The organism is Granulicella sibirica, from assembly GCF_004115155.1.
Taxonomy (GTDB): domain Bacteria; phylum Acidobacteriota; class Terriglobia; order Terriglobales; family Acidobacteriaceae; genus Edaphobacter; species Edaphobacter sibiricus.
Genome location: NZ_RDSM01000002.1, coordinates 331,286 through 352,652, shown reverse-complemented (window position 1 = coordinate 352,652; position 21,367 = coordinate 331,286). Strand labels below are relative to the sequence as shown.

Annotated in this window: 17 protein-coding genes; 10 read left to right on the top strand and 7 right to left on the bottom strand. The window is 59.8% G+C overall.

Going from position 1 to position 21,367, the window contains the following annotated elements; genetic code table 11:
- Positions 1 to 18 precede the first annotated feature (18 nt).
- Both GRAN_RS12390 and GRAN_RS12385 read left to right on the top strand, forming a co-directional pair.
- Positions 19 to 2,046 carry a glucosidase family protein gene (locus GRAN_RS12390; protein ID WP_128913359.1) on the top strand — a complete coding sequence of 676 codons (2,028 nt, stop codon included), beginning with the start codon at positions 19 to 21 and terminating at the stop codon, positions 2,044 to 2,046.
- 118 nt (positions 2,047 to 2,164) lie between these two features.
- Positions 2,165 to 3,157 (top strand): cellulase family glycosylhydrolase, encoded by a 993-nt coding sequence (locus GRAN_RS12385; RefSeq protein ID WP_128913358.1) that lies wholly within the window; start codon positions 2,165 to 2,167, stop codon positions 3,155 to 3,157.
- Between the two features lie 77 nt (positions 3,158 to 3,234).
- On the opposite strand, the gene GRAN_RS25315 is transcribed toward GRAN_RS12385, so the two are convergent.
- The 7 genes from GRAN_RS25315 to GRAN_RS12355 form a co-directional block, all read right to left on the bottom strand.
- Entirely contained in the window at positions 3,235 to 3,411 is a 177-nt protein-coding gene (locus GRAN_RS25315; protein WP_150133262.1) for an alpha/beta hydrolase family protein, read from the bottom strand.
- The gene (locus tag GRAN_RS12380; RefSeq protein ID WP_150133261.1) at positions 3,393 to 3,728 is read right to left on the bottom strand and encodes a hypothetical protein; all 336 of its coding nucleotides are present in this window, start codon (positions 3,726 to 3,728) and stop codon (positions 3,393 to 3,395) included. Before GRAN_RS12380 ends, GRAN_RS25315 begins: the two co-directional genes overlap by 19 nt.
- Positions 3,729 to 4,029: 301 nt before the next feature.
- Positions 4,030 to 5,001, bottom strand: a complete 972-nt coding sequence (locus GRAN_RS12375; RefSeq protein ID WP_128913356.1) for a GmrSD restriction endonuclease domain-containing protein — start codon at positions 4,999 to 5,001, stop codon at positions 4,030 to 4,032.
- Positions 5,002 to 5,027: 26 nt separating this feature from the next.
- Positions 5,028 to 5,915, bottom strand: coding sequence for a DUF262 domain-containing protein (locus tag GRAN_RS12370; RefSeq protein ID WP_128913355.1), 888 nt, complete (start codon positions 5,913 to 5,915; stop codon positions 5,028 to 5,030).
- A gap of 96 nt (positions 5,916 to 6,011) precedes the next feature.
- On the bottom strand, positions 6,012 to 7,817 hold the full coding sequence (locus GRAN_RS12365; RefSeq protein ID WP_128913354.1) for an AMP-dependent synthetase/ligase: 1,806 nt from the start codon (positions 7,815 to 7,817) through the stop codon (positions 6,012 to 6,014).
- A complete protein-coding gene (locus GRAN_RS12360) occupies positions 7,810 to 8,460 on the bottom strand; it encodes a TetR/AcrR family transcriptional regulator (protein WP_128913353.1) in 651 nt (216 codons plus the stop codon). Before GRAN_RS12360 ends, GRAN_RS12365 begins: the two co-directional genes overlap by 8 nt.
- Positions 8,461 to 8,675: 215 nt before the next feature.
- Positions 8,676 to 13,214, bottom strand: a complete 4,539-nt coding sequence (locus tag GRAN_RS12355) for a glutamate synthase-related protein (protein ID WP_128913352.1) — start codon at positions 13,212 to 13,214, stop codon at positions 8,676 to 8,678.
- Positions 13,215 to 13,391: 177 nt separating this feature from the next.
- On the opposite strand from GRAN_RS12355, the gene GRAN_RS12350 reads away from it, so the two are divergent.
- The 8 genes from GRAN_RS12350 (at position 13,392) to GRAN_RS12315 (ending at position 21,013) form a co-directional block, all read left to right on the top strand.
- A complete protein-coding gene (locus GRAN_RS12350; RefSeq protein ID WP_128913351.1) occupies positions 13,392 to 13,832 on the top strand; it encodes an arginine repressor in 441 nt (146 codons plus the stop codon).
- 61 nt (positions 13,833 to 13,893) lie between these two features.
- Positions 13,894 to 14,913: an N-acetyl-gamma-glutamyl-phosphate reductase gene (argC, locus tag GRAN_RS12345; protein WP_241654781.1), complete on the top strand. Its 1,020-nt coding sequence runs from the start codon at positions 13,894 to 13,896 to the stop codon at positions 14,911 to 14,913.
- On the top strand, positions 14,910 to 15,692 hold the full coding sequence (gene argB, locus GRAN_RS12340) for an acetylglutamate kinase (protein WP_128913349.1): 783 nt from the start codon (positions 14,910 to 14,912) through the stop codon (positions 15,690 to 15,692). The genes argC and argB overlap by 4 nt, the downstream gene beginning before the upstream one ends.
- Positions 15,689 to 16,969 (top strand): aspartate aminotransferase family protein, encoded by a 1,281-nt coding sequence (locus GRAN_RS12335; RefSeq protein WP_128913348.1) that lies wholly within the window; start codon positions 15,689 to 15,691, stop codon positions 16,967 to 16,969. The genes argB and GRAN_RS12335 overlap by 4 nt, the downstream gene beginning before the upstream one ends.
- Positions 16,962 to 18,059 carry an ornithine carbamoyltransferase gene (gene argF / locus GRAN_RS12330; protein WP_128913347.1) on the top strand — a complete coding sequence of 366 codons (1,098 nt, stop codon included), beginning with the start codon at positions 16,962 to 16,964 and terminating at the stop codon, positions 18,057 to 18,059. Before GRAN_RS12335 ends, argF begins: the two co-directional genes overlap by 8 nt.
- A 39-nt stretch (positions 18,060 to 18,098) precedes the next feature.
- Positions 18,099 to 19,139: a dienelactone hydrolase family protein gene (locus GRAN_RS12325; protein WP_128913346.1), complete on the top strand. Its 1,041-nt coding sequence runs from the start codon at positions 18,099 to 18,101 to the stop codon at positions 19,137 to 19,139.
- A gap of 67 nt (positions 19,140 to 19,206) precedes the next feature.
- Entirely contained in the window at positions 19,207 to 20,547 is a 1,341-nt protein-coding gene (gene argG / locus GRAN_RS12320) for an argininosuccinate synthase (protein WP_128913345.1), read from the top strand.
- Positions 20,548 to 20,722: 175 nt separating this feature from the next.
- The gene (locus GRAN_RS12315; RefSeq protein WP_128913344.1) at positions 20,723 to 21,013 is read left to right on the top strand and encodes a GIY-YIG nuclease family protein; all 291 of its coding nucleotides are present in this window, start codon (positions 20,723 to 20,725) and stop codon (positions 21,011 to 21,013) included.
- The last annotated feature ends 354 nt before the right edge of the window (positions 21,014 to 21,367 follow it).

Genomic DNA, 21,367 nt, shown 5'->3' with positions numbered 1-21,367 from the left:
GTGATGCGAAGCCCCACCTTGGAAGAAGCAGCCCGCACCCTCCAATTGCAGCAACTTGCAACATCGATCCACATCCACAAGAATGATCTCGACCAGATGAAAAAGCTCATAGCCGCACTCCTCTTCCTCGCACTCCCCACCTTCCTCCATTCCCAAGCCGACAAGGCAACCACAACCGGGGGCATCCTCCAATCGATCCAGAACGGCACCCTAACCTCCTCAGGCGACCACCTTCGCCTCACCCGCAAAGACCACGCCGCCCCAGTCGAACTACTCTTCACCACCTGCCAGGGAGTAGGCGTCACCCGCGAAGACAATCAGTGGTGGATCCTCCCCATCAGCGCTCCCGGCGCGAACATAGAAGCCAACCACTCCCTCTGGATTCTCCCCCTGGACGCTAAGTCCGATTCCAACGTCCGATCCTGGAACCTCGACCTCCCAAGCGGCACCGCCAGCGCCACCAAAACCGGCACCGGCCTCAAGGTCCTCCTCAACACCGACACCATCACCATCCACAAAGCCGAAGCCCGACCCCACAGCGACCCCTTCGGCAACCGCTTCTCCTTCAAGATCGACTCCGGCCCCGAACTCGAAGACGCCCTCGCCGGCTTCTACTGGGGCACCATGCTCCCGTCCGTCGTCGAGAAGACCATGGCCGCCCACTTCCCCTACAGCAGCGGCTACGTCCTCAGCACCCTCAAGATAAGCTCCTACGCCGGCTCCTATCCCGCCGTCGACCACGAGTTCCAGATCAAGGGCCGCCTCGCCGTCGGCTCCGAGGCTGACCTCGACATCGTCCGCCGCATGATCGAGCTCCAGTTCAAGCTCATGAACGACGACCCCGAACACCTCTCCCGCGCTCCCACCTCCGTCCAGCCCGACGGCCGCCGCGAATACCACATCCGACGCAACAGCATGGACAACCACGTGAACGCCGCCATGTTCCCCCTCACCGGGAACATCGAAGTCCTTGAAGAATCCTGGCACTACTACGAGTCCCGCAAAGACATCGCCTGGCTCCGCGCCAACATCGCCAACCTAGAGAAAGCCGCCGCCTGGACCCAGGCCAGCATCGACCAGTACGGCCGCGTCTGGTCCGACGTCTACTACGAAGATCAGGTCATGAAAGACGGCCGCGAAACCGAAGCCCAGGCCTTTGCCGCCTACACCTTCGACTTACTATCCCGCATGGAAACTGTCTTAGGTCGAACAGCTCAGTCGGCTAACTACACCGATATCTCCAGGAAGATAGCCAAAGTCCTCATCGAGCCCCTACCCATGGGTTACTGGGACGAAAAGAACCAGCGCTTCATCGACTGGGTCGACCGCAACAGCAAGGTCCACGACCACACCCAGCTCCTCCCCAACGTCCTGCCTGTCGCCTTCGGCTACGCGACCCAAGCCCAAACCGCAGCCATCAACAAACTCATCGAACAAAACGCCACCCAGTTCGAACGCTTCCCCAGCTTCCTCTCCGCCAACATAGCCGCCTACGATCACTCCGAGATAGGCGACGGCGGCCCCTACGACCTCAGCGCCGCCGGCCGCTACTGGTATTGGGATGCCGCTTACCGCCAGTCCCTCAACCAGAACGACTTACTCCTTACCCAGCTAAAAACCGTAGCCGCCGAAGCCGCCAGGGATAACTACTTCATGGGCGAACGCTACGATATGGACTACGTCTACTACATCGACGGCAAGAACGCCCACGGCGCCGAGCAGTACTACGAGTACCCCAACGTCTACTCCGCCGTCCTCATCGCAAAGTACCTGGGCCTCACCATCCCCGCCGACGCCGACGTCTCCATCGCCCCCCACCTCACCACCTACGGCAGCATCGAATTCAACACTCCCGAGTACGCCCTCCGCTACACCTACGACGCAACCGGCTTCACCATCAAAAACCTCTCCACCAAACATCGCCGCTTCAAGGTCGATCTATCCGCCCTCGGCAAAGCAACCACGCACTACAAACGAAACGGCAAGCCAACGACAGCCATCGACCTATCCCCACAAGAAGAGGCCCACTGGATCCCCGCAAGCTGAGCCGCTGCTATCGGCACCCGTAACGAAATCCCGAAAAATATCACCATCCAGTAAGCCCACCCATGCGTTAGCTCATGGTGGCGACCCCACGATGACCACGGAGTAATCAGGACCAACCATGCCCACCCATCCAAACCTCTACGTCTCCGGCCGTTTCCTGCACACCCGCTTCGGCACCAAGCTCATCCTTCGCGGCATCGATCTCCCCCTCCTCGACGACTGGAACTTCCCCGGCTCCGACTACCTCGACGCCGTCGCCCAATCCAACGCCAACGCCGTCCGTATCCAGTGGTACGTCGACTACGGCCAGGCCGCCCGTCCGCCCTACTCCCTCGCCGACCTCGACACCTTCCTCCACCGCTGCGCCGCCGCCGAGATGGTCCCCATCCTCATGCTCGCCGACCTCACCTGCGCGGCCGACACCTCCCAGCTCAACCCCCTCCTCGTCGCCTGGTGGACCAACCCCGACGTCGTAGCCGTCCTGCAAAAGCACGCCCGCTATCTCATCATCAACATCGCCAACGAGGTCGGCTTCTACCACTGGACCGGCGACGACCCCACCGTCCTCGACACCTGGCTCGCCGACTACACCACCGCCATCACCAGCATCCGCGCCGCCGGCCTCAACGTCCCCCTCATGATCGACGCCACCGACTGCGGCTCCTCACTCGACATCTTCCTCACCGTCGGCGCCCAGCTCATCGCCGCCGACCCCCAGCACAACATCCTCCTCAGCGCCCACGCCTACTGGGCCGGCTACGACGGCCTCAGCTTCATCAACCAATGCGTCACCGCCGGCCTCCCCATCCTCTTCGGCGAGATGTCCAACATCCAGGACGGCGACACCGACGACACCTACTTCTCCCTCGACGAAAACCGCACCGACCCCAACCCACCCGCCCCCAACGGCTTCACCTACCAGGCCCTCCTCGCCGCCGCCTTCCATCACGAGATAGGCTGGCTAGCCTGGTCCTGGGGCCCCGACAAAAACTCCGACCGCCAGCTAAGCACCGACGGCACCTTCCCCAACCTGACCCCCTGGGGACAGGACTTCCTCACCAACCCAACCTACGGCCTGGCCACCCACAGCCACCGCTACAAACTCCTCTAACAGAGCGGGGATCGACCCCGTTCCGTCCACTCGCAACGCTCCTTTCCTCCCCTCAACGTCGCCGCGCCAACTCCCGTTCAAAGCTCCGGAGCCATCCGGTATAGCACGCTCACCACCCTTACCCCCGTCAGCCCCACCACCGGAATCGACTCCGAATAAGACCCCGAATCCGCATTGAACCCACCCCCATGCAGGCAGATCAGCGCCCGGTCCGTATGCTTCACCCCCGACGGCATCACCTCGCGCACCCGCACCCCGCCACCACGCCATCCTTCACCGACACCGCAAACATCGTCAGCAACTCATCCCGATGCCGAGCCTGCGAGACATCCAGCATCGCCCGCCTCTGCTTAATCGTAGAAGGCACATTCGCATCCACCGCCAAAGGCCGACTCAACCACGCCCTAGCCTCCGCACTAAGCCCCTGCGGCAAAGGCACCACCCGCATCATCCGCACCGTCCCATCCGCCTCAGTCACCGCATGATTCGCCGTAATCTTAGCCGCAGGGTTCTCCTGCCCTAACGCTATCGAAGCAACTGACAAAACTCCAAGCAAAGCGCAACGCATCATCGGTCAAGTCTCCGCCAACTACTATCGCAGATTCGGCCTTCTTATGAAGGAACCGCTGAAGGACGGCGACGTGAAGCGCTTGGGAAACTAGCCTGCGACTGCGTTGCAGTTGTCTCTTGGTTGTCACTCCCGAAGGGAATCTGCTGTTTCCTTGCATTTGCAGTTGTACTTGAATCTGCGCGATCACTGAAGAGAACGGCGTTTATCAGTACTGATGCTCTGAGATCAGCTCAAATTCTTGCTCGGTGAGCGCATTGGCCTTGAAGTCATCAAAGCCTTGCCGACGAAGCTCCTCTAGCCATTAGTTGAAGCATTCATCCAGCTGGTCAACACTCCAAATTTGCTTAGCAAGAGCAAAGTAGAACTCGCTCCGGAGTGCGATTGCCGCCGCGTTCGCAATCGGGATATGGTCAGAGAATATTCCGCTCGTCTGCGAAAACTTTGTCCAGTTGGGCTGGTTCAGATAGAAAGACGGAGTGAGAGTCTGAGCGAGAATATTCTCATTAGAATACCGGGCCAGCTTGACCGTGTAATCCATGTCCTTCATAGAACGATTTCTTCCGCGTGGAAGCAGGATGAGGCCGCCTATCGAATTTCGAACAATCTCAAATTCTGATTTGGATGCAAAGGGCGATTGGCTCGCGGCTTTGAGCTCTTCATTGACCTTCTCAAAAGCGTTCGGCAAGAGATGCTCCACGTCAAACGTTTTGTCATTCTTCGTTCTGTCAATGTATGCGGCAAAGCCGACTGATGTTCCTAATTCCATACAGTCTTCAAGTTCATCGGTCAGGCGCGACAGGAGATGAAGTAGATCTTGGCGCTTTAATTTGTCATAAGTAGCAAGCTTGATTGAGTCTAACTGGTCTTTTTCGGCGACGATAAGCTGATGGAGTTTAGATTTCAGATCGGCTAGCGGCAGGTCCCGTACTTGCTTGGCAATGTCGAAAATGATGTCGCGAATGTTGTCATATGTGTTCTCTTTGCCGTTCAGTATGCGAACGGTAGCGAGATAATCCAAGTAGAAGCTAATCGCTCTAATTTTCTTCGCTGCAACCGTTTGAGTATCGTCTTTTCTGACAGAACTCAGTATCACCATGGCTTGAAGCGTTAGACCCCGCGCTCCGTTGTAATAAACGTGTGGCAGGTCGTCGGTTGCGGTGCGCTCCGCAAGCTTTATCTGAACGTATAAGTCTACGTAGTAGGGCAATGATTCCGTAATTAAATTTGAAAAATCGTCACTGTTGGAGAGGGGTACTTCCTCTTTGCGATCCATAAGCCACCTATGATAACTATCGCCAACTACCTCAAAGTCTCCCGGAGAAGCGCCGCTCTTCTTGCCGCGGATGGTTTTGGCATATTTAGATCGAATCCATGTCTTGAAGAAGTTAGAGTCTTCGTCACTGCCCAAATCCTTAAGTTTTTCATGGACTTGGTCCAGATCTCATGAGCCTTACGGTTGTCTCCGTCGTTATGGATGCTAGATAGCAAAAACCCCTTCAGCAGATCTATCGGGCTGAGCTTCAGGCCCCGATCATTCATGGTCACGAAAACCTTATGACCGTCCTGCTCTCGCGGGACACCGATTTCAAAGAGGTAGACGCATTCGGTTAGATAGTCAAAGAATTGCGGTAGTAATGCAGTGTCGATGATTTCGTTCGCCATTAGGACATCAATTTTTTGAAAGAGCTCCCAGAGTTGCAGCGTTCCAGAATCTTTGTTCGGAATTGAATCCACGTCGGCTGCTAAATCGTCGATGTCAAGCGGACCGTCGATGAGCAACTCGAAGAGCTTTTTCCGAGGTGCATCCATATCTAAATTGAACTCACTTTCACCTGCGACCCGCCTCCTGATCGGTTGTTCTAGCGATGAGATGCCGGAATCGGGTGCCTTGCGCGAGAAGCGTTGAGCCCAGCACAGGAGCATGCTTAACGTCGTTATCCGCTGCTGACCATCTACGATGGCCTTGCCACCCTTTTCGACTGGAGTCGTAATTATCGTGCCGAGAAAATAAGGTTCGTACCCTAGAACGTCCCGTCTTCCGTCGCCCGGCTTTCGCGCCGAGAGGAATGCTTCTTGGACATCGTTTAGGAGATCCTCGAGGTGCTTGTAATCCCTCTGGTATGTCGGGAGGACAAACTTTTGCTGTAGGCAAGTATTTACCGTTTTTCGGTCGAACGTAATTTGCATCTGAACCTCAGCTGGATTTCGTTGCGGGTATACCTACGATGGCCTCTGTAACGATAAGTCGGCTTGTCGGAAGAATTCGGGCGAAGTCCACGCATGCTACTCCGCCTTCGCACTGCCCTCATCCCGATAAAACTCCCCAATCTCCCGCTCATACTTCTTCTCAATCACCCGTCTCTTCATCTTCATACTCGGCGTCAACTCCCCCGCCTCCACCGACCACTCATCCCCCACCACCGCCATCCGCTTCATCGTCTCGAAGTGCGCCACCGTCGCATTCACCTGGTCCACGATCCCCTGATACATCGCCACCACCTTAGGATCCTTCACCAAAGCCGCCCGATCAGTAGTAGTAACTCCCTGCCCCTTAGCCCACCCTTCCAGAGCAGCAAAATTAGGCGAGATCAGCACACAGGCAAACTTATGCTTGTCCCCGACAAGCGCGGCATTACTAATTACGGTATTAGCCTTCAACTTATTCTCGATCGGCTGCGGCGCAATCAGCTTCCCTCCACTCGTCTTCAGTAACTCCTTCTTCCGGTCCGTAATCGAGAGAAATCCACCCTCATCGATCTTCCCGATATCCCCCGTCTTGAACCAACCATCCTCGGAGAAAGCCTCGGCGGTCTCCTTCTCCTTCTTCCAATACCCCTTGAACACCGAAGGCCCACGAACCTCTAGTTCCCCATCCGAAGCAAACCGGCATTCCACATTCTTCAAAGGCTGCCCAACCGTCCCGATGCTATGCGCCGACGGATAGTTGACAGCAATCACCGGCGACGTCTCCGTCAACCCATACCCCTCCATAATCCGGATCCCCGCATCCGCGAACCATCCCGCCGTATCCATCCCCAGCGGAGCCCCACCCGAGATCCACGTATGCACGCACCCGCCAAACGCCTCGCGAATCTTCGAGTACACCAGCTTATGCGCCGTCCCCCACATCAACCCCGAAGCCGCCTTCCCCTTCAGCGTCTCCTCCCTGTGCGTCTTCCCCACCCCAAGCGCCCACTTCAGAATCCCTTTCTTCACCGGCGAGTGCGCCGACTTGCCCTCAACCCCCTGCCGGATCTTCTCGTACACCCGCGGCACGCCAAGAAAGATAGTAGGATGCACCACCTTCATAGCCGACGGCAGCAGATCGAACTTCGTCAGATAGGCGATCCTTACCCCACTGCACATAAACGCATAGTCCGTATGCCGAGCCGTCACATGGCTCAGCGGCAGAAACGAGATACAACTGTCCCTGTCCGTAAATCCCATCGGATGCGTCGACACATTCACATTGCTAGCCAGGTTCCAGTGCGTCAGCATCACGCCCTTCGGCTCACCGGTAGTCCCCGACGTATAAATCAGCGTAGCCAGATCCTCACCCGCGGCACTCCTGGCCAGCGTGTCGAAAGCAGCATCCACCCCCTGCTTGGCTCCCGCATCTTTCATCAAGTCGGAGAACTTCTCGGCCCCTGCAAATTCCCCATCGTCCATCACCACGACATGGGCCAACGCAGGCAACTCCCCCGCCGCCGCGATCTTCTCGTACTGCTCCTTCGACGAAACGAAGATCACCTTCGCCTCGGAGTCCCGCAGCATATACCCAATCTGCTCCGGAGTCAGCGTCGCATACAGCGGAACGTCCACCGCCCCGATCGCAAGCGTAGCAAAATCCGTTACGATCCACTCCCACCGGTTCTCGCTCAGCAGGACCACCCGGTCGCCCTTACCGACGCCCCATCCCCGCAGCACATCCGCCAGCGCCCTCACCCGTCCATACACCTCGGCGGACGTAATCGGCTTCCACGCCTCGCCCCCATCCTTCACCGAAAGGTCCTGCCAGAGCATCGCAACCTTCTCCCCACGCGAGCTCACCTTGGCAAAAACATCATTCACCGTCTTCAGATCAAACATGCGCCTCCCCGGCAGTTATCCCATGTAGCAGCACGTCGATCACCTGTGCCGCCGTCGCTTTGGCATCATACGCCCGCCCTGTAAACACCGCCGAGCTCAGCAGCTCGTCGATCGCCCCAAACAAACAATGCGCCACCAGCCCATCCGACACATCGCTCCGAAAGATCCCCTGCTTCTGCCCCCGCCGCACCACCTCCCGCACCACGGAGATGTACTTCACCAAATGCCGATGCGAAAACTCCGCGATGAACTTCGCCGACTGCCGCATCTCCGTCTGCATCAGGATCGCCACGCTCCGATTCTCATGGCTCTCCAGGTGCACCTGCGCAATGAACTCCAACTGCTCCCGAGGCCCCGTCCGATGCTTGAACTCCTCCTCGACCATCGCGTAGAACTTCGCGAACACCGCATCGATCGCCGTCCGCAGCACCTCGTCCTTGCTCTTGAAGTAGAGATAGATCGTCCCATCCGCCACGCCGGCCTTCGCCGCGATCGCGCTCACCGGCGAGTTGAAGTATCCGTTCTCCGCGATCACCTCCACCGCCGCATCCAGGATGCGTTGATACTTCTCCGAGCCCGGAGCCTTCCCCCCGCCATCGCTCCCCCGCCCACCCGCACTCGCACTCGTCGTTCTCAGCGTCATCCTCACTTCCGCCCCGAGCCTTGGCCCGATCACGTCACTCTATCCAAACCAAACAACGAAAGCCAACACGACGCATAACTATGCATTCGACGTGCGCCCTCAAAACGAAAGGCCGGACAGCAGGACACCCCAAAGGGCGTCCCACTGTCCAGCCAGCCACACATTGGCCCACATCCTGTCCACAAATCACCAGCAAGCTACCGTGCGAAACCTGCTTAAATTTGCGGTTTTGGCGTCAGTCTTACGAAGCCCTCAACCCGTTTCGGCCACTCCTCCAGCATCGTCGAAGCCAGCATGCTCGAAGCTTTCTCCGCATGCGTCGTAAGCAGCGAATGCAGTTCCTCCTGCGCCTCCGGCTCACACGCCGCGAAGCCCGCAGGTGTCATAAAATCAACGTGATAGCGCTCATCCTTCACAAACGAACCATCCTCGTCGAACACCCAGGCGACTCCCCCGGTCATACCCGCCCCGAAGTTCATCCCGGCCCGCCCAAGCACCGCAACGGTCCCGCCCGTCATGTACTCACATCCATGGTCGCCAACCCCCTCAACCACAGCCGTAACCCCCGAATTACGAACTGCAAACCTCTCCCCCGCCCGTCCAGCAGCGTATAAAGAGCCAGCAGTTCCCCCGTAAAGTGCCACATTTCCCAAAATAACGTGCTGCCCGCTATTCTTCGCCGCAAGCCCCTGCGCACGGATAACAATCTCTCCGCCCGACAGTCCCTTGCCAACAAAGTCATTCGCCTGCCCATCCAACTGCAGCGACATTCCCGTCACCGCGAACGCCCCAAACGACTGCCCCGCGATCCCCTCCAGGTGGAACGTAGCATCTGGCGTAAGTCCCTCATCTTCAACAAGATGGTGAGCATACTCTCCTGCCAGCCGTGCTCCAATCGAGCGATCCCCATTGTCGACCTTGGACGTTACAACATAGGGTTCGTTCTTATAGAGCGCCTCAACCGCGGGCGCAACCCAGGCCTCATCCAGCGGAGGAGTAGGATCCGGGCGATCGTTCCGCCCACCCATCCAGGTCCGTGGCCCGTCCGTCACCCGCTCGAGCATCGGCTGAAGGTCGAGATTCCCATCAAACCGCACCTGCTCCAGCAGATCTGTCCGTCCAATTGCCGCCTCAAGCGAAGGCAAACTATAGCGGGCCAGCAGGTGCCGCACATCTGCCGCCAACTGCTCAAAGAACTGCACCACATGCTCCGGCTTGCCGCGGAACTTCGCCCGCAACTCCGGCTTCTGCGTAGCAATGCCCGTGGGACAAGTATTCAAGTGGCACTGCCGAGCCATGTCGCACCCAAGCACCACGAGCACCGACGTCCCGAACGCATACTCATCCGCGCCCAGCAAAGCCGCAACCAGCACATCATGCGCCGTCGCCAGCCCGCCATCCGTCCTGAGCCGCACCCGGCTGCGCATGCCGTTATGCATCAGCACCTGCTGCGCCTCCGAAAGCCCAAGCTCCCAGGGATTCCCGGCATACTTGATGCTCGAAAGCGCCGCCGCCCCCGTCCCGCCGGTATTTCCGGCGATCACGATAAAGTCCGCATAGGCCTTCGCGACACCCGCCGCAACCGTCCCCACACCCCTGCTCGACACCAGCTTCACCCCGACAGCCGCGCGCGGATTCACCCGCTTCAGGTCGTAGATCAACTGCGCCAGATCCTCAATCGAATAGATATCGTGGTGTGGCGGAGGAGAAATAAGTGAAACCCCTGGTTGAGCATGTCGCAGCCGCGCTATCAATCCACTGACTTTATGCCCCGGAAGCTGCCCGCCTTCGCCAGGCTTCGCCCCCTGCGCCACCTTGATCTCGATCTCTTCCGCGTGCGCCAGGTACTCAGCCGTAACGCCGAACCGGCCGGAAGCCACCTGCTTAATCTTGTTGTTCAGCGACACATGCACCGCAGGAGCCTCAACCGGCCGCTCCGCCACCGCAACCCCGCCAGCCTGTGAAGCCGTCCGAGAAGCTCCATCGCCCGAACCCGCAGGAACTAGCGCCGGACGCATCCGGTACACATCCCGGTCCTCGCCGCCTTCACCCGTATTCGACCGCCCGCCAAGCATATTCATCGCGGCGGTAATCGTCTGATGAGCCTCGGGACTAAGCGATCCAAGCGACATAGCGCTCGCAACAAACCGCTTCGTAATCGCAGTCAAAGGCTCGATCTCATCGAGCGAAAGCTCCGTCCCCGCCGGACGAATCTCCAGCAGATCGCGCAGCACCGAAGGCTCCCGGCTCTCCACACCCTTCGTGTAAATCGCAAAAGCCCCAGCCTGGTCCGTCGGGAACGCCACGCCACGCGCGCTTCCAACCACCGACTGCAGCGACTTCACCGTCGCCGGCTGCCACGCATGCGGCTCCGCCATCTCGGTCTTCCGGAACCGAACCCATCCATAATCAGGCAGTTCCGTCGAAGCCGGAGCAGCCGCAGCAACCGGAGCAGGCTGCCACGTAGCCCGCAGATGCGACTCAAGCTCCTCGAACCCGATCCCCGAAAGCGGAGCAGGCGTATTCACAAAGCACCGGTCCACAACGCTCTGGTGCAGCCCAAGAATGTCGAAAAGATGCGCCCCGCGATAGCTGTCGACAACCGAAATCCCCATCTTCGACATCACCTTCGCCAGCCCGGCGTCGAGCGACTTCAGCATCTTGTACTCGCTCGCCGCACGGTCCCCGCCCGCAGGCGTCAGAGCCATGCCCGTCTCGAGCGCAAGCCACGGACAAACCGCGCCCGCTCCATACCCGATCAGCACCGCCGCATGGTGAATATCGCGGCAATCCCCCGCCTCGACCGCAAGCCCCGCAAGCGTCCGCAGCCCAGCCGCCACAAGCGCCTGGTGAACCGCACCGGTAGCCATCGCCATCGGCACAGGAACCGCCTCGGAAGTAGCCAAACGGTCGGAAAGCAGAAGAATCTTCGCCCCGTTCCGCACCAGCTCCACCGCCCGATCGCAGATCGCATCGAGCGCCGCCACCAGCGTAGTCCCCGCAGGAATCGTGCAGGCCAGCTCCGCCAGCTTCAGATCCTCAACGTGCCCATACTTCCCCTCACGCAACGCATTCACCTGCCCAGTCGAAAGGAACGGAGAAGAAAGCGAAAGCCCCGGAATGGGCGCATTCTTATCCAGCAGATGGGGCCACGGTCCAAGCCGCGTATGCAGCGACACAACACAAGCCTCGCGTAATGGATCGATCGCGGGGTTCGTTACCTGCGCAAAGCGCTGCCGAAAATAGGCATAAATCGGCCGCGGAGCGCGTGCCAGGAAGGCCAGCGGCGTATCGTCGCCCATCGACCAGACGGCGTCCTTACCCTCCGCGGCCATCGGCTGCAGGATCATCTTGACGTCTTCCCGCGTATATCCGAACCCACGCTGCAGGGTCAGAAGCGTAGCCGCATCCGTCTCGGCAGCCGCAACCGCCTCAAGCGGCGTCTCGACCGACATATCCGTATAGACCGTGCCCGCATCGAACAGCGCCAGCAGCGCCTCATCCTCGTACACCTTGTGCTCAGCGAGATCGACGACGATCATCTGCCCCGGCCCAAGCCTCCCACTATGTGTCACCTTCTCCGGATCCAGATCCACCAGCCCGGCCTCGGAACCAGCCACCACAAGCCCATCGCTCGTGATCGCGAACCGGCAGGGACGCAGCCCATTCCGGTCGAGCGCCGCACCCACAAGCCGCCCATCGCTGAATGCAATCGCCGCCGGACCATCCCACGGCTCCGCGCAATCCGTGTTGTACCGCAGGAACGTAGAAGGCTGATGCCCAATCGTCGCCGGAGGCAGAAGCATCCGGATCGCCTCGGCAGTCGTCCGTCCGTTGCGCGAGAGCAGCTCAACGGCCTCATCGAGGCTCGTCGAATCTGTGCCACCCTTCGTCAGCACAGGCTTGCACTCGACAGGAAGCGTCGCATCCCGAGCCGCCATACGCGCCCGGTTACCCCAAACTGTATTGATCTCGCCATTGTGCGCCATCATCCGGCCCGGCTGCGCGCGATGCCACGTCGGCGACGTATTCGTCGCATAGCGCTGATGGAAAACTGTGAAGGGGGTGATGTACTCGGGAGAAGCAAGATCAGGGTAAAACTCCGGAAGCAGCGTCCCGGAACACATGGCCTTATAGACAAGCGTCTTACACGAAAGCGAACAGAGATATCCGGTCACCTCACCGTTCTCATGCATCCGCTCAAACTGCTTCCGCGCAAGGTACAGCCTGTGTTCCATCGTCGAGGCTTCCCCACCAGGAGCATCCACGATCAGTACCTGCCGGATCACCGGCATCGTCGAGAGCGCGATCTCACCCAGGCTCCCCGGGTTCGTCGGCACATCGCGCCAACAAAGCACCTTCAGATCCTGCGAGACGAGACATCGCTCCAGAAGCTCTTCTTCGCCCTTCGCATCCGCGGGCAGAAACAACATCCCCACGCCAAGCAGGTGGCCGTCTTCCAGCGTCTTTCCGCATGCCTTCAACAAGTAATCGGACGGGATCGACGTCATCAGTCCAACGCCGTCGCTGCTCTTCCCATCCGCCGCCACCGCGCCGCGATGCGCAAGACGTGCAAGCGCCGTAGCCGCCTGCTGCAGAATCGTATGCGTGGCCACCGCATCCACCGAAGCCACAAAACCAACGCCGCACGAATCATGGTCGAACCGTGGGTCCAGAAGCGTACGTACACCCGTCGGACGCACCGCGTCCACGACGGCGGAATCTACCCGATCATCTGCTGTTAACCAGTCCATGCTTCACTATACTTCGATAGACGTATTGCGTCTTCGAAGCCCTTGTGTTGGGATCGTCCCCCCATCGACTTGACGGAGGGTTCGTGTATATTTATACATGGTTATGTATTTTTATGCACTCGCGACAGGGACCTGCTCTTCGGATCTGGCTCGTGGGGGAACTCGACAGACTCTACCATGAAGCAGCAGCGGCATTCGGCAATCCGGGAGATCCTCAGCGCAGGCAATATCGCCAATCAGGACGATCTGCGCAGGAAACTCGCCGCTCTCGGCCATCACGTCACCCAGGCCACGCTCTCACGGGACATCCGCGAATTGCATCTTTCGAAGGGTTCGAACGGGTACCGCCTGCCCAGCGTCGCAACCTCCGGCGAGGACGCCTCACCGGATATTTATGAGGTCCTCAAAGGCTTCGGCCTCGAGGCCCGCCAGGCCCAGAACCTCGTCGTCGTCGTCACCACCACCGGAGGAGCCCAACCCATCGCTGCCGGCATCGATTATGAAGACTGGCCCGAGGTCGTCGGCACGATCGCCGGCGACGATACCGTACTGATCATCTGCCCCGATGAGAAACGGGCAAGCGCTCTCCGGGGAAGGATTGAAGGATTCATTGGCTGACACCATCACCACCGCAACCCAGTCCAACCAACTGCTGGAAAAGGAACCACGTGTCGCCGTCATGGGCGTCAGCGGCTACTCCGGCGGCGAACTCGTACGTCTCCTGCTTCACCATCCGAAGCTGACAACGAATCCCCTGCTCCTCGGCCGCTCCGAAACCAACCTCCACCTCGGCGACCTGCAGCCCCAGCTCGCAACCGCCGACGGTCTCGGCGACCCGATCCACCCCTTCTCCTGGGATCTCCTCACCGAAAAGGGCATCAATCTCCTCTTCCTCGCCACCCCCCACGAGCAATCCCGCGAGTGGGTCCCGGAAGCTCTCGCCCGCAACATCCGCGTTGTCGACCTCAGCGGAGCCTGGCGCTTGCAGGAAGCAAAGAACCGCGACGTCTACAAGCTCACCGACGCCAACCCCGAAGAAGCCGCGAAGATCCAGACCGAAGCCGTCTTCGGCGCACCCGAACTCCACGCCGAAGCCATCGCCGGCGCACGCCTCGTCGCCAACCCCGGCTGCTACTCCACCTCCGTCATCCTCGCTCTGGCCCCCCTCGTAAAGGCAGGCCTGCTCGACCTCACCCACGGGATCATCTGCGACTCGAAGTCCGGCGTCAGCGGGGCAGGCAAAGCCGCCACCGCCAAGACGCATTTCATGTACGCCGCCGACAACCTCTCGGCCTACGGAGTCTTCAGTCATCGCCACACCGGCGAACTGCTCGAGCAACTCCATCTCACCGAAGACCAGATCCAGTTCACCCCGCACCTCTTGCCTATTCCCAGAGGCATCCTCTCGACCATCTACGCCCGCCTCGCAACCCCAGGCACGCCGGAACAGATCGAGACCGCTTTCCGTACCTTTTACGCAGGCCGCAGCATGGTTCGCATCCATGCCACTCCCGGCCTGCCACAAATCCAACACATCGTCCGCACCAACTTCTGCGACATCGGTTTTCAACTGGCAAAGGATGGCAAGCGTCTCGTCATCGTCTCCTGCCTTGATAACCTCTTGAAGGGTGCGGCGGGACAGGCAGTACAGAACATGAACCTCATGGTTGGCTGGAACGAGTCGGAGGGACTCCTATGAAATACGTCGTCAAGTTGGGCGGAGCGGCCCTCGAAAATCCCACGCTCCTGCACGCCTGCGGACAGGCCATCGCCGACCTCGTCAAGGATGGCAATCAGGTCGCCGTCGTCCACGGAGGCGGCGTGCAGCTCACCAAGACCCTCGCCCAGATGGGTAAGAAGAGTGAGTTCATCTCCGGCCTCCGCGTCACCGATGCCGAAACCCGCGATGCCGCTCTCATGGTCCTCGCCGGCCGCGTCAACAAGTCGTTAGTAGCCGCCCTCGGCACCCACGGCCAGTCTGCCATGGGCCTCTCCGGCGGTGACGGCCACGTCTTCCGCGCCCGCAAAAAGAAGACCACCCCCGACCTCGGCTTCGTCGGCGAAATCGCCGCCACCGACCCACGCTGGCTCGACGCCATCTGGGCCATGGGAGCCGTGCCCGTCATCTCCTCCATCGCCCTGGGCTTCGACGGCGAGTATTACAACATCAACGCCGACGAGATGGCCTCCGCCTGCGCCGTCGCCACCAGGGCCGACGCCCTCGTCTTCCTCACCGACGTCCCCGGCGTCAAAGGCGCCGACGGCAAGGTCATGCGCTGGCTCACCCTCGCGCAAATCCCCGAAATGGAAAAAGCCGCCGTCGTCTCCGGCGGCATGCTGCCCAAGCTCAACGCCTGCCGCGACGCCCTCACCCACGGCGTCAAGCGCGTGCGCATCCTACCGGCAGAGTCGGCATCTGTCCTGCCCGATCTTCTGTCGTCCCGCGTCAATGATGGAACGGAGGTTATGGTCGCATGAATCTCGAATCGATCCAGGCCCCGGAGCGCAAGCTCCAGGCGGTTCAGACTTTGGAGCGGAAACTCTTGCTCCAGACCTACGAACGCAACCCCTACCTCTTCGTCTCAGGCGAAGGCGTCTATCTTCGTGACGAAAACGGAGTCGACTACCTCGACCTTCTCTCCGGCATCGGCGTCTCAGCCCTCGGCTACAACCATCCCGCCATCACCGCTGCCATCGAGACCCAGAGCCGCAAGCTCCTGCACACCTCGAACCTCTTCTACCACGAGGGCACGGCCGACCTCGCCATGCGCCTCACCGAGAGGAGCGGCCTCGATCGCGTCTTCTTCTGCAACAGCGGCACCGAAGCCTGGGAGGCCGCGCTCAAGCTCGCCCGCGCCCACGCCGAGTTACTTCGCTCGGAGGGCAAAAACATCGGCACCCGCTTCCTGGCCCTCGAGCACAGCTTCCACGGCCGCACCATCGGCTCCGTCGCGACTACCCACAAGTACAAGTACCGCGAGCCCTTCGCCCCCGTCATGCCCGGCGTCGAGTTCGTCCGCTTCAACGACATCGCCGATCTCCGCGAAAAGTTCTCCTCCGACATCTGCGCCATCTGCATCGAGCCCATCCAGGGCGAGGGCGGCATCCACCCCGTGTCCAAAGAGTTCTTCGCCGCCGCCCGCGAGCTCTGCGACTCCACCGGCGCCCTCCTCCTCGCCGACGAGATCCAGTGCGGCTTCGGACGCACCGGAAAGTGGTTCGGCTATCAGCACTTCGGCATCCTGCCAGACATCACCACCGTCGCCAAGCCCCTCGCCGGCGGCATCCCCATGGGAGCCATGCTCGCCACCGACGAAGCCGCCCGCGCCTTCACCCCCGGCATGCACGGCACCACCTTCGGCGGAGGCCCCCTAGCCTGTGCCGTAGCCATCGCCGTCATCGACACCATGCAGAAGACCGCGCTCCTCGATCACATCACCGAGACCGGCACTTACTTCCGCAACGAACTCGAGCGTCTCGCGTCCAAACACGATGCCATCCGCGAAGTCCGCGGCCTCGGCCTCATGATCGGCGTCGAGATCGAATCCGACGAAGCTGCAAGACACATCGCAAATCGCATGATGGAGCATCGCATCATCCTCAACCGGACAAGCGATACGGTCCTCCGTTTTCTACCGCCCTACATCCTCACCCGCGAGCACGTCGACATCGCGATCAAGGCGTTGGACGAAATCCTGACAGACATGACATCGCTTGCCGGACAGAAGCCGGTAGGAGGACACACCCATGGGTAGCAAGACCGTAACCATCAACAAGCCTGAAGGCGCGGAAGAGACCGCCCCCAAAGCCACCGCCACCCTCGGCATCCAGTCCGACGTAGCCTTCTCCGAGGCCACCAAACGCCTCAACGGCCGCGACCTCTGCTCCATCGCCGACCTCTCCGTGCAGGAGATGGCCGCCATCATGGAGCTCGCCCACGCCGTCAAGAACCACCCCGAAGACTTCCGCCACGCCCTCGACGCGCGCCAGATGGTCATGTTCTTCGAGAAGGCCAGCCTCCGCACCCGCGTCACCTTCGAAGCCGCCATCAACACCCTCGGCGGCAACGCCATCTTCGTCGACCAGACCCAGTCCCCCCTCGGCGAACGCGAGTCCCTCGCCGACATGGCCCGCAACCTCGAGCGCTGGATGGCCGTCATGGTCCTCCGCACCTACTCCCACGACACCATCACCGAGATGGCCGCCGTCTCGCGCATTCCCGTCATCAACGCCCTCTCCGACCTCGAGCACCCCTGCCAGGCCATCGCCGACTTCTTCACCCTCGAAGAGCGCTTCGGCTCCGCCCAGGGCCTTCACTTCACCTACGTCGGCGACGGCAACAACGTCTGCCACTCCCTCATGCTCACTGCCGCCCAGCTCGGCACCCACTGCACCATCGCCACCCCCAAGGGCTTCGCCCCCAAGCTCGACATCATCCACAAGGCCATCGAGATCGCCGAGCAGACCGGCGGAAGCATCACCCTCACCAACGACCCCATCAAGGCCGTCACCGGGGCCGACGCCGTCTACACCGACGTCTGCACCAGCATGGGCTTCGAGCACGAAGCCACCAAGCGCGCCCCCATCTTCAAGCCCTACCAGGTCAACGAAGCCCTCATGTCCCACGCGCAACCCCACGCCGCCTTCATGCACTGCCTACCGGCCCACCGCAACGCCGAAGTAACCGACGCCGTCCTCGACGGCCCCCAGTCCGTAGTCTTCGACCAGGCCGAAAACCGCATGCACGCCCAGAAGGCAATCCTCCTGATGTTGCTAGGCGGAGCCAAGCGTATCTCCAACTCCCGCGACCGCGGCATCCAGGCCCGCAAACGCGCCACCGTGTAGTTAGGCCCGCTGTTATTTATTTCGCAGAAGGAGGGTGAATTGTTTGCGGCCAACCGGCTCCGCCTTATGTGGCGAGTTGCACGTCCTGTAATCATGATTTGGTGCGTAATAACGATCGTCTCCAGTCAAGGGTTAGCTCAAGGTACGGTCAAATCGTTTCACACGACGGTTGCTCCCAAAGCTGGAGAGGACATCGCGAAGCCGTGCGAATACGATATGAAAGTTCCGTCGGAAACTAAGACAATCAGCGCTTTATTCGTAGTGTTCGAGCGAGGACCTGAGCTTCAACATTTCTATGAGGAAGCCGAGCTTGCGGCCTTCGCGACAAAACATGACCTTGCAATGTTTATGCCCAATGGTTGCGCGTCGAAGGATCATGAGGAAATAGATGTCGAACCGGAAAAGGGTTTGGGCAGAGCCTTATTCACGGCGATAGACCAACTGTCACAGCAGGCAAACCATCCGGAACTAAGAACTGCCCCACTTATCCTCCTTGGCTTCTCCGGAGCGGGTGCGCTGGCAGGTAGGTTTCCTACTTTTGCGCCAGACCGGATTGCAGCGGTAATCCTCTCCCACGCCGGTCAAGTTCCGCCTCTGAACCTGGACACAATCAATCTGTCGGGACAGGCCTTGAAGGTTCCCGAGCTTATCCTGGTCGGAGCCCAGGACAAGATAGTTGGAACGGAAGTGGCATATGCTCACTTTTCCAGGTACTGGCAGTTAGGCGCACCTTGGCTGTTCGCCACACAGAACGATGCCAATCACTTTTGCAACGAAGACGCGACAGACCTGATTCTCGCATGGTTAGACACCGTCCTTCATAACCGTCTACTGAAGCAATCTCCGGCTACCATTGCGAAAACCGAGGGTTACAACGCATTTTTCCGGAAGGAAATAAACGGATCTCTTGACAGTGGGAACCGACCGCTTGCAGAGGCTGTCGATCTCTTATTCCAGCCACCTACTGAAGCGCCACCAGAAAACCGGATACCTGCCGGGTGGTTACCATCCGAACACGTTGCCTTGATGTGGGAGAAGTTCACCACGCTGCCGGACCATCATGCGTCAACTAAGCCCTGAGGGGCTGCGCCCCGGGAAATAGCCGTTATTCGTCGATCCTTTCACTGAATCAAGAGGTCCTTGTTCTATGTCCGTAATCCTAGAATCCCTACCCCTCAACCAAAAAGTAGGCATAGCCTTCTCCGGCGGCCTCGACACCTCCGCCGCCCTCCACTGGATGAAGCAGAAGGGTGCCATCCCCTACGCCTACACCGCCAACCTCGGCCAGCCCGACGAAGCCGACTACGACGAGATCCCCCGCAAGGCCATCGAGTACGGAGCCGAAAAAGCCCGACTCATCGACTGCCGCGGCCCTCTCGTCCGAGAAGGCATCGCCGCCCTCCAGTCCGGCGCCTTCCACATCACCACCGCCGGCGTCACCTACTTCAACACCACCCCCATCGGCCGCGCCGTCACCGGCACCATGCTCGTCACCGCCATGAAGGAAGACGACGTCAACATCTGGGGAGACGGCTCAACCTTCAAGGGCAACGACATCGAGCGCTTCTACCGCTACGGCCTCCTCGTCAACCCCGACCTCAAGGTCTACAAGCCCTGGCTCGACGCCGCCTTCATCGACGAGCTAGGCGGTCGCGCCGAGATGTCCGCCTTCATGACGAAGGCAGGCTTCGGCTACAAGATGTCCGCCGAAAAAGCCTACTCCACCGACTCCAACATCCTCGGCGCAACCCACGAAGCCAAGGACCTCGAACTCCTCACCAGCAGCATGAAGATCGTCGTCCCCATCATGGGCACTGCCTTTTGGAAGGATGACGTCGAGGTCAAGCGCGAAGAAATCACCATTCGCTTCGAAGAAGGCTTCCCCGTCGCCCTCAACGGAACGGAATACCCCGACCCCGTCGAACTGATGTTAGAAGCCAACCGCATCGGTGGCCGTCACGGCCTCGGCATGAGCGACCAGATTGAAAACCGCATCATCGAAGCCAAGAGCCGCGGCATCTACGAGTCCCCCGGCCTCGCCCTCCTGTTCATCGCCTACGAGCGCCTCATCACCGGCATCCACAACGAGGACACCATCGAGCAGTACCGCGACAGCGGACGCAAGCTGGGCCGTCTCGTCTACCAGGGCCGCTGGTTCGACCCCCAGGCCATCATGCTCCGCGAAGCCGCCCAGCGCTGGGTCGCCAAGCCCGTAACCGGCTCCGTCACCCTCGAACTCCGTCGCGGCAACGACTACTCCATCCTCAACACCGACTCACCCAACCTCACCTTCCAGCCCGAGCGCCTCACCATGGAAAAGGGCGAATCCACCTTCTCCCCCCGCGACCGCATCGGCCAGCTCACCATGCGCAACCTCGACATCACCGACACCCGCGCCAAGCTCTTAACCTACGCCCAGACCGGCCTCCTCACCCTAAGCAAAGGCACCGAGATGCCCCAGCTCAATAGCGCCACAAAAGAAAACTAACGCTCCTCGGCTCATGTCGTTGCTTTGGCCTTTCTTGCTGTCATTCCCGAAGGGAACCCGCGTCTGCCTTCGCCTTTGCCCTTGTCTTTCTTGTTGTCATTCCCGAAGGGAATCTGCGTTTGTTTTGCCTTTCCTTTCGCCACGAACCCGTCCACCCAGGTGATACTCTCCAGCCATGGCGAGCCGAGAGTATCACTTCTGGGTCTACATCCTCTCCAACCGCTCGCACACCCTCTACATCGGCGTCACCACCAACCTCCGGAGCCGAGCTGCACAACATCGCGAACGAGAGCCAGGAACCCACACCGCCCGATACAAGGTAGGGCGCGTCGTGTATTACGAGTTCTACCAATATGTCGTCAACGCAATCGCTCGCGAGAAAGAACTTAAGCACTGGACCCGCGCGCAGAAGATTGCTCTCATCGAATCCGTAAACCCAACCTGGGAAGAACTCCTACCCAGCTAGAGTCATATCGTTGCCCTCACGTCTCGTGTTGTCATTCCCAAAGGAACCCGCGTCTGCCTTCGCCCTTCGCTCGTGCCTTTGCCTTTCTTGTTGTCATTCCCGAAGGGAATCTGCGTCTGCCTTCGCCCTTGCCTTTGCCCTTGCCTTTCTTGCTGTCATTCCCGAAGGGAATCTGCGTTTGCAGTTGTCTCTCAAACAACGAGTTCACCCAAAAATTTTGTCAAGCCCCAAAATGGCCTATCCCATTGATTCAAAACGGAAAAGTCGGTGTCCTTTTAGTTATGGTGAGTCCTCTACAATTAAAGCAGAGGAATAAGAAACGCCAAGGCAAGGAGGCCTTGCACTTGCCCCATG

Excerpts from the sequence above, each read along its gene's own strand:
- GRAN_RS12385 (WP_128913358.1), top strand. The coding sequence starts at position 2,165 with ATGCCCACCCATCCAAACCTCTACGTCTCCGGCCGTTTCCTGCACACC.
- GRAN_RS12380 (WP_150133261.1), bottom strand. The coding sequence starts at position 3,728 with ATGATGCGTTGCGCTTTGCTTGGAGTTTTGTCAGTTGCTTCGATAGCG.
- GRAN_RS12375 (WP_128913356.1), bottom strand. The coding sequence starts at position 5,001 with ATGGATCGCAAAGAGGAAGTACCCCTCTCCAACAGTGACGATTTTTCA.
- GRAN_RS12370 (WP_128913355.1), bottom strand. The coding sequence starts at position 5,915 with ATGCAAATTACGTTCGACCGAAAAACGGTAAATACTTGCCTACAGCAA.
- GRAN_RS12365 (WP_128913354.1), bottom strand. The coding sequence starts at position 7,817 with ATGTTTGATCTGAAGACGGTGAATGATGTTTTTGCCAAGGTGAGCTCG.
- GRAN_RS12360 (WP_128913353.1), bottom strand. The coding sequence starts at position 8,460 with ATGACGCTGAGAACGACGAGTGCGAGTGCGGGTGGGCGGGGGAGCGAT.
- GRAN_RS12355 (WP_128913352.1), bottom strand. The coding sequence starts at position 13,214 with ATGGACTGGTTAACAGCAGATGATCGGGTAGATTCCGCCGTCGTGGAC.
- GRAN_RS12350 (WP_128913351.1), top strand. The coding sequence starts at position 13,392 with ATGAAGCAGCAGCGGCATTCGGCAATCCGGGAGATCCTCAGCGCAGGC.
- argC (WP_241654781.1), top strand. The coding sequence starts at position 13,894 with ATGGGCGTCAGCGGCTACTCCGGCGGCGAACTCGTACGTCTCCTGCTT.
- argB (WP_128913349.1), top strand. The coding sequence starts at position 14,910 with ATGAAATACGTCGTCAAGTTGGGCGGAGCGGCCCTCGAAAATCCCACG.
- GRAN_RS12335 (WP_128913348.1), top strand. The coding sequence starts at position 15,689 with ATGAATCTCGAATCGATCCAGGCCCCGGAGCGCAAGCTCCAGGCGGTT.
- argF (WP_128913347.1), top strand. The coding sequence starts at position 16,962 with ATGGGTAGCAAGACCGTAACCATCAACAAGCCTGAAGGCGCGGAAGAG.
- argG (WP_128913345.1), top strand. The coding sequence starts at position 19,207 with ATGTCCGTAATCCTAGAATCCCTACCCCTCAACCAAAAAGTAGGCATA.
- GRAN_RS12315 (WP_128913344.1), top strand. The coding sequence starts at position 20,723 with ATGGCGAGCCGAGAGTATCACTTCTGGGTCTACATCCTCTCCAACCGC.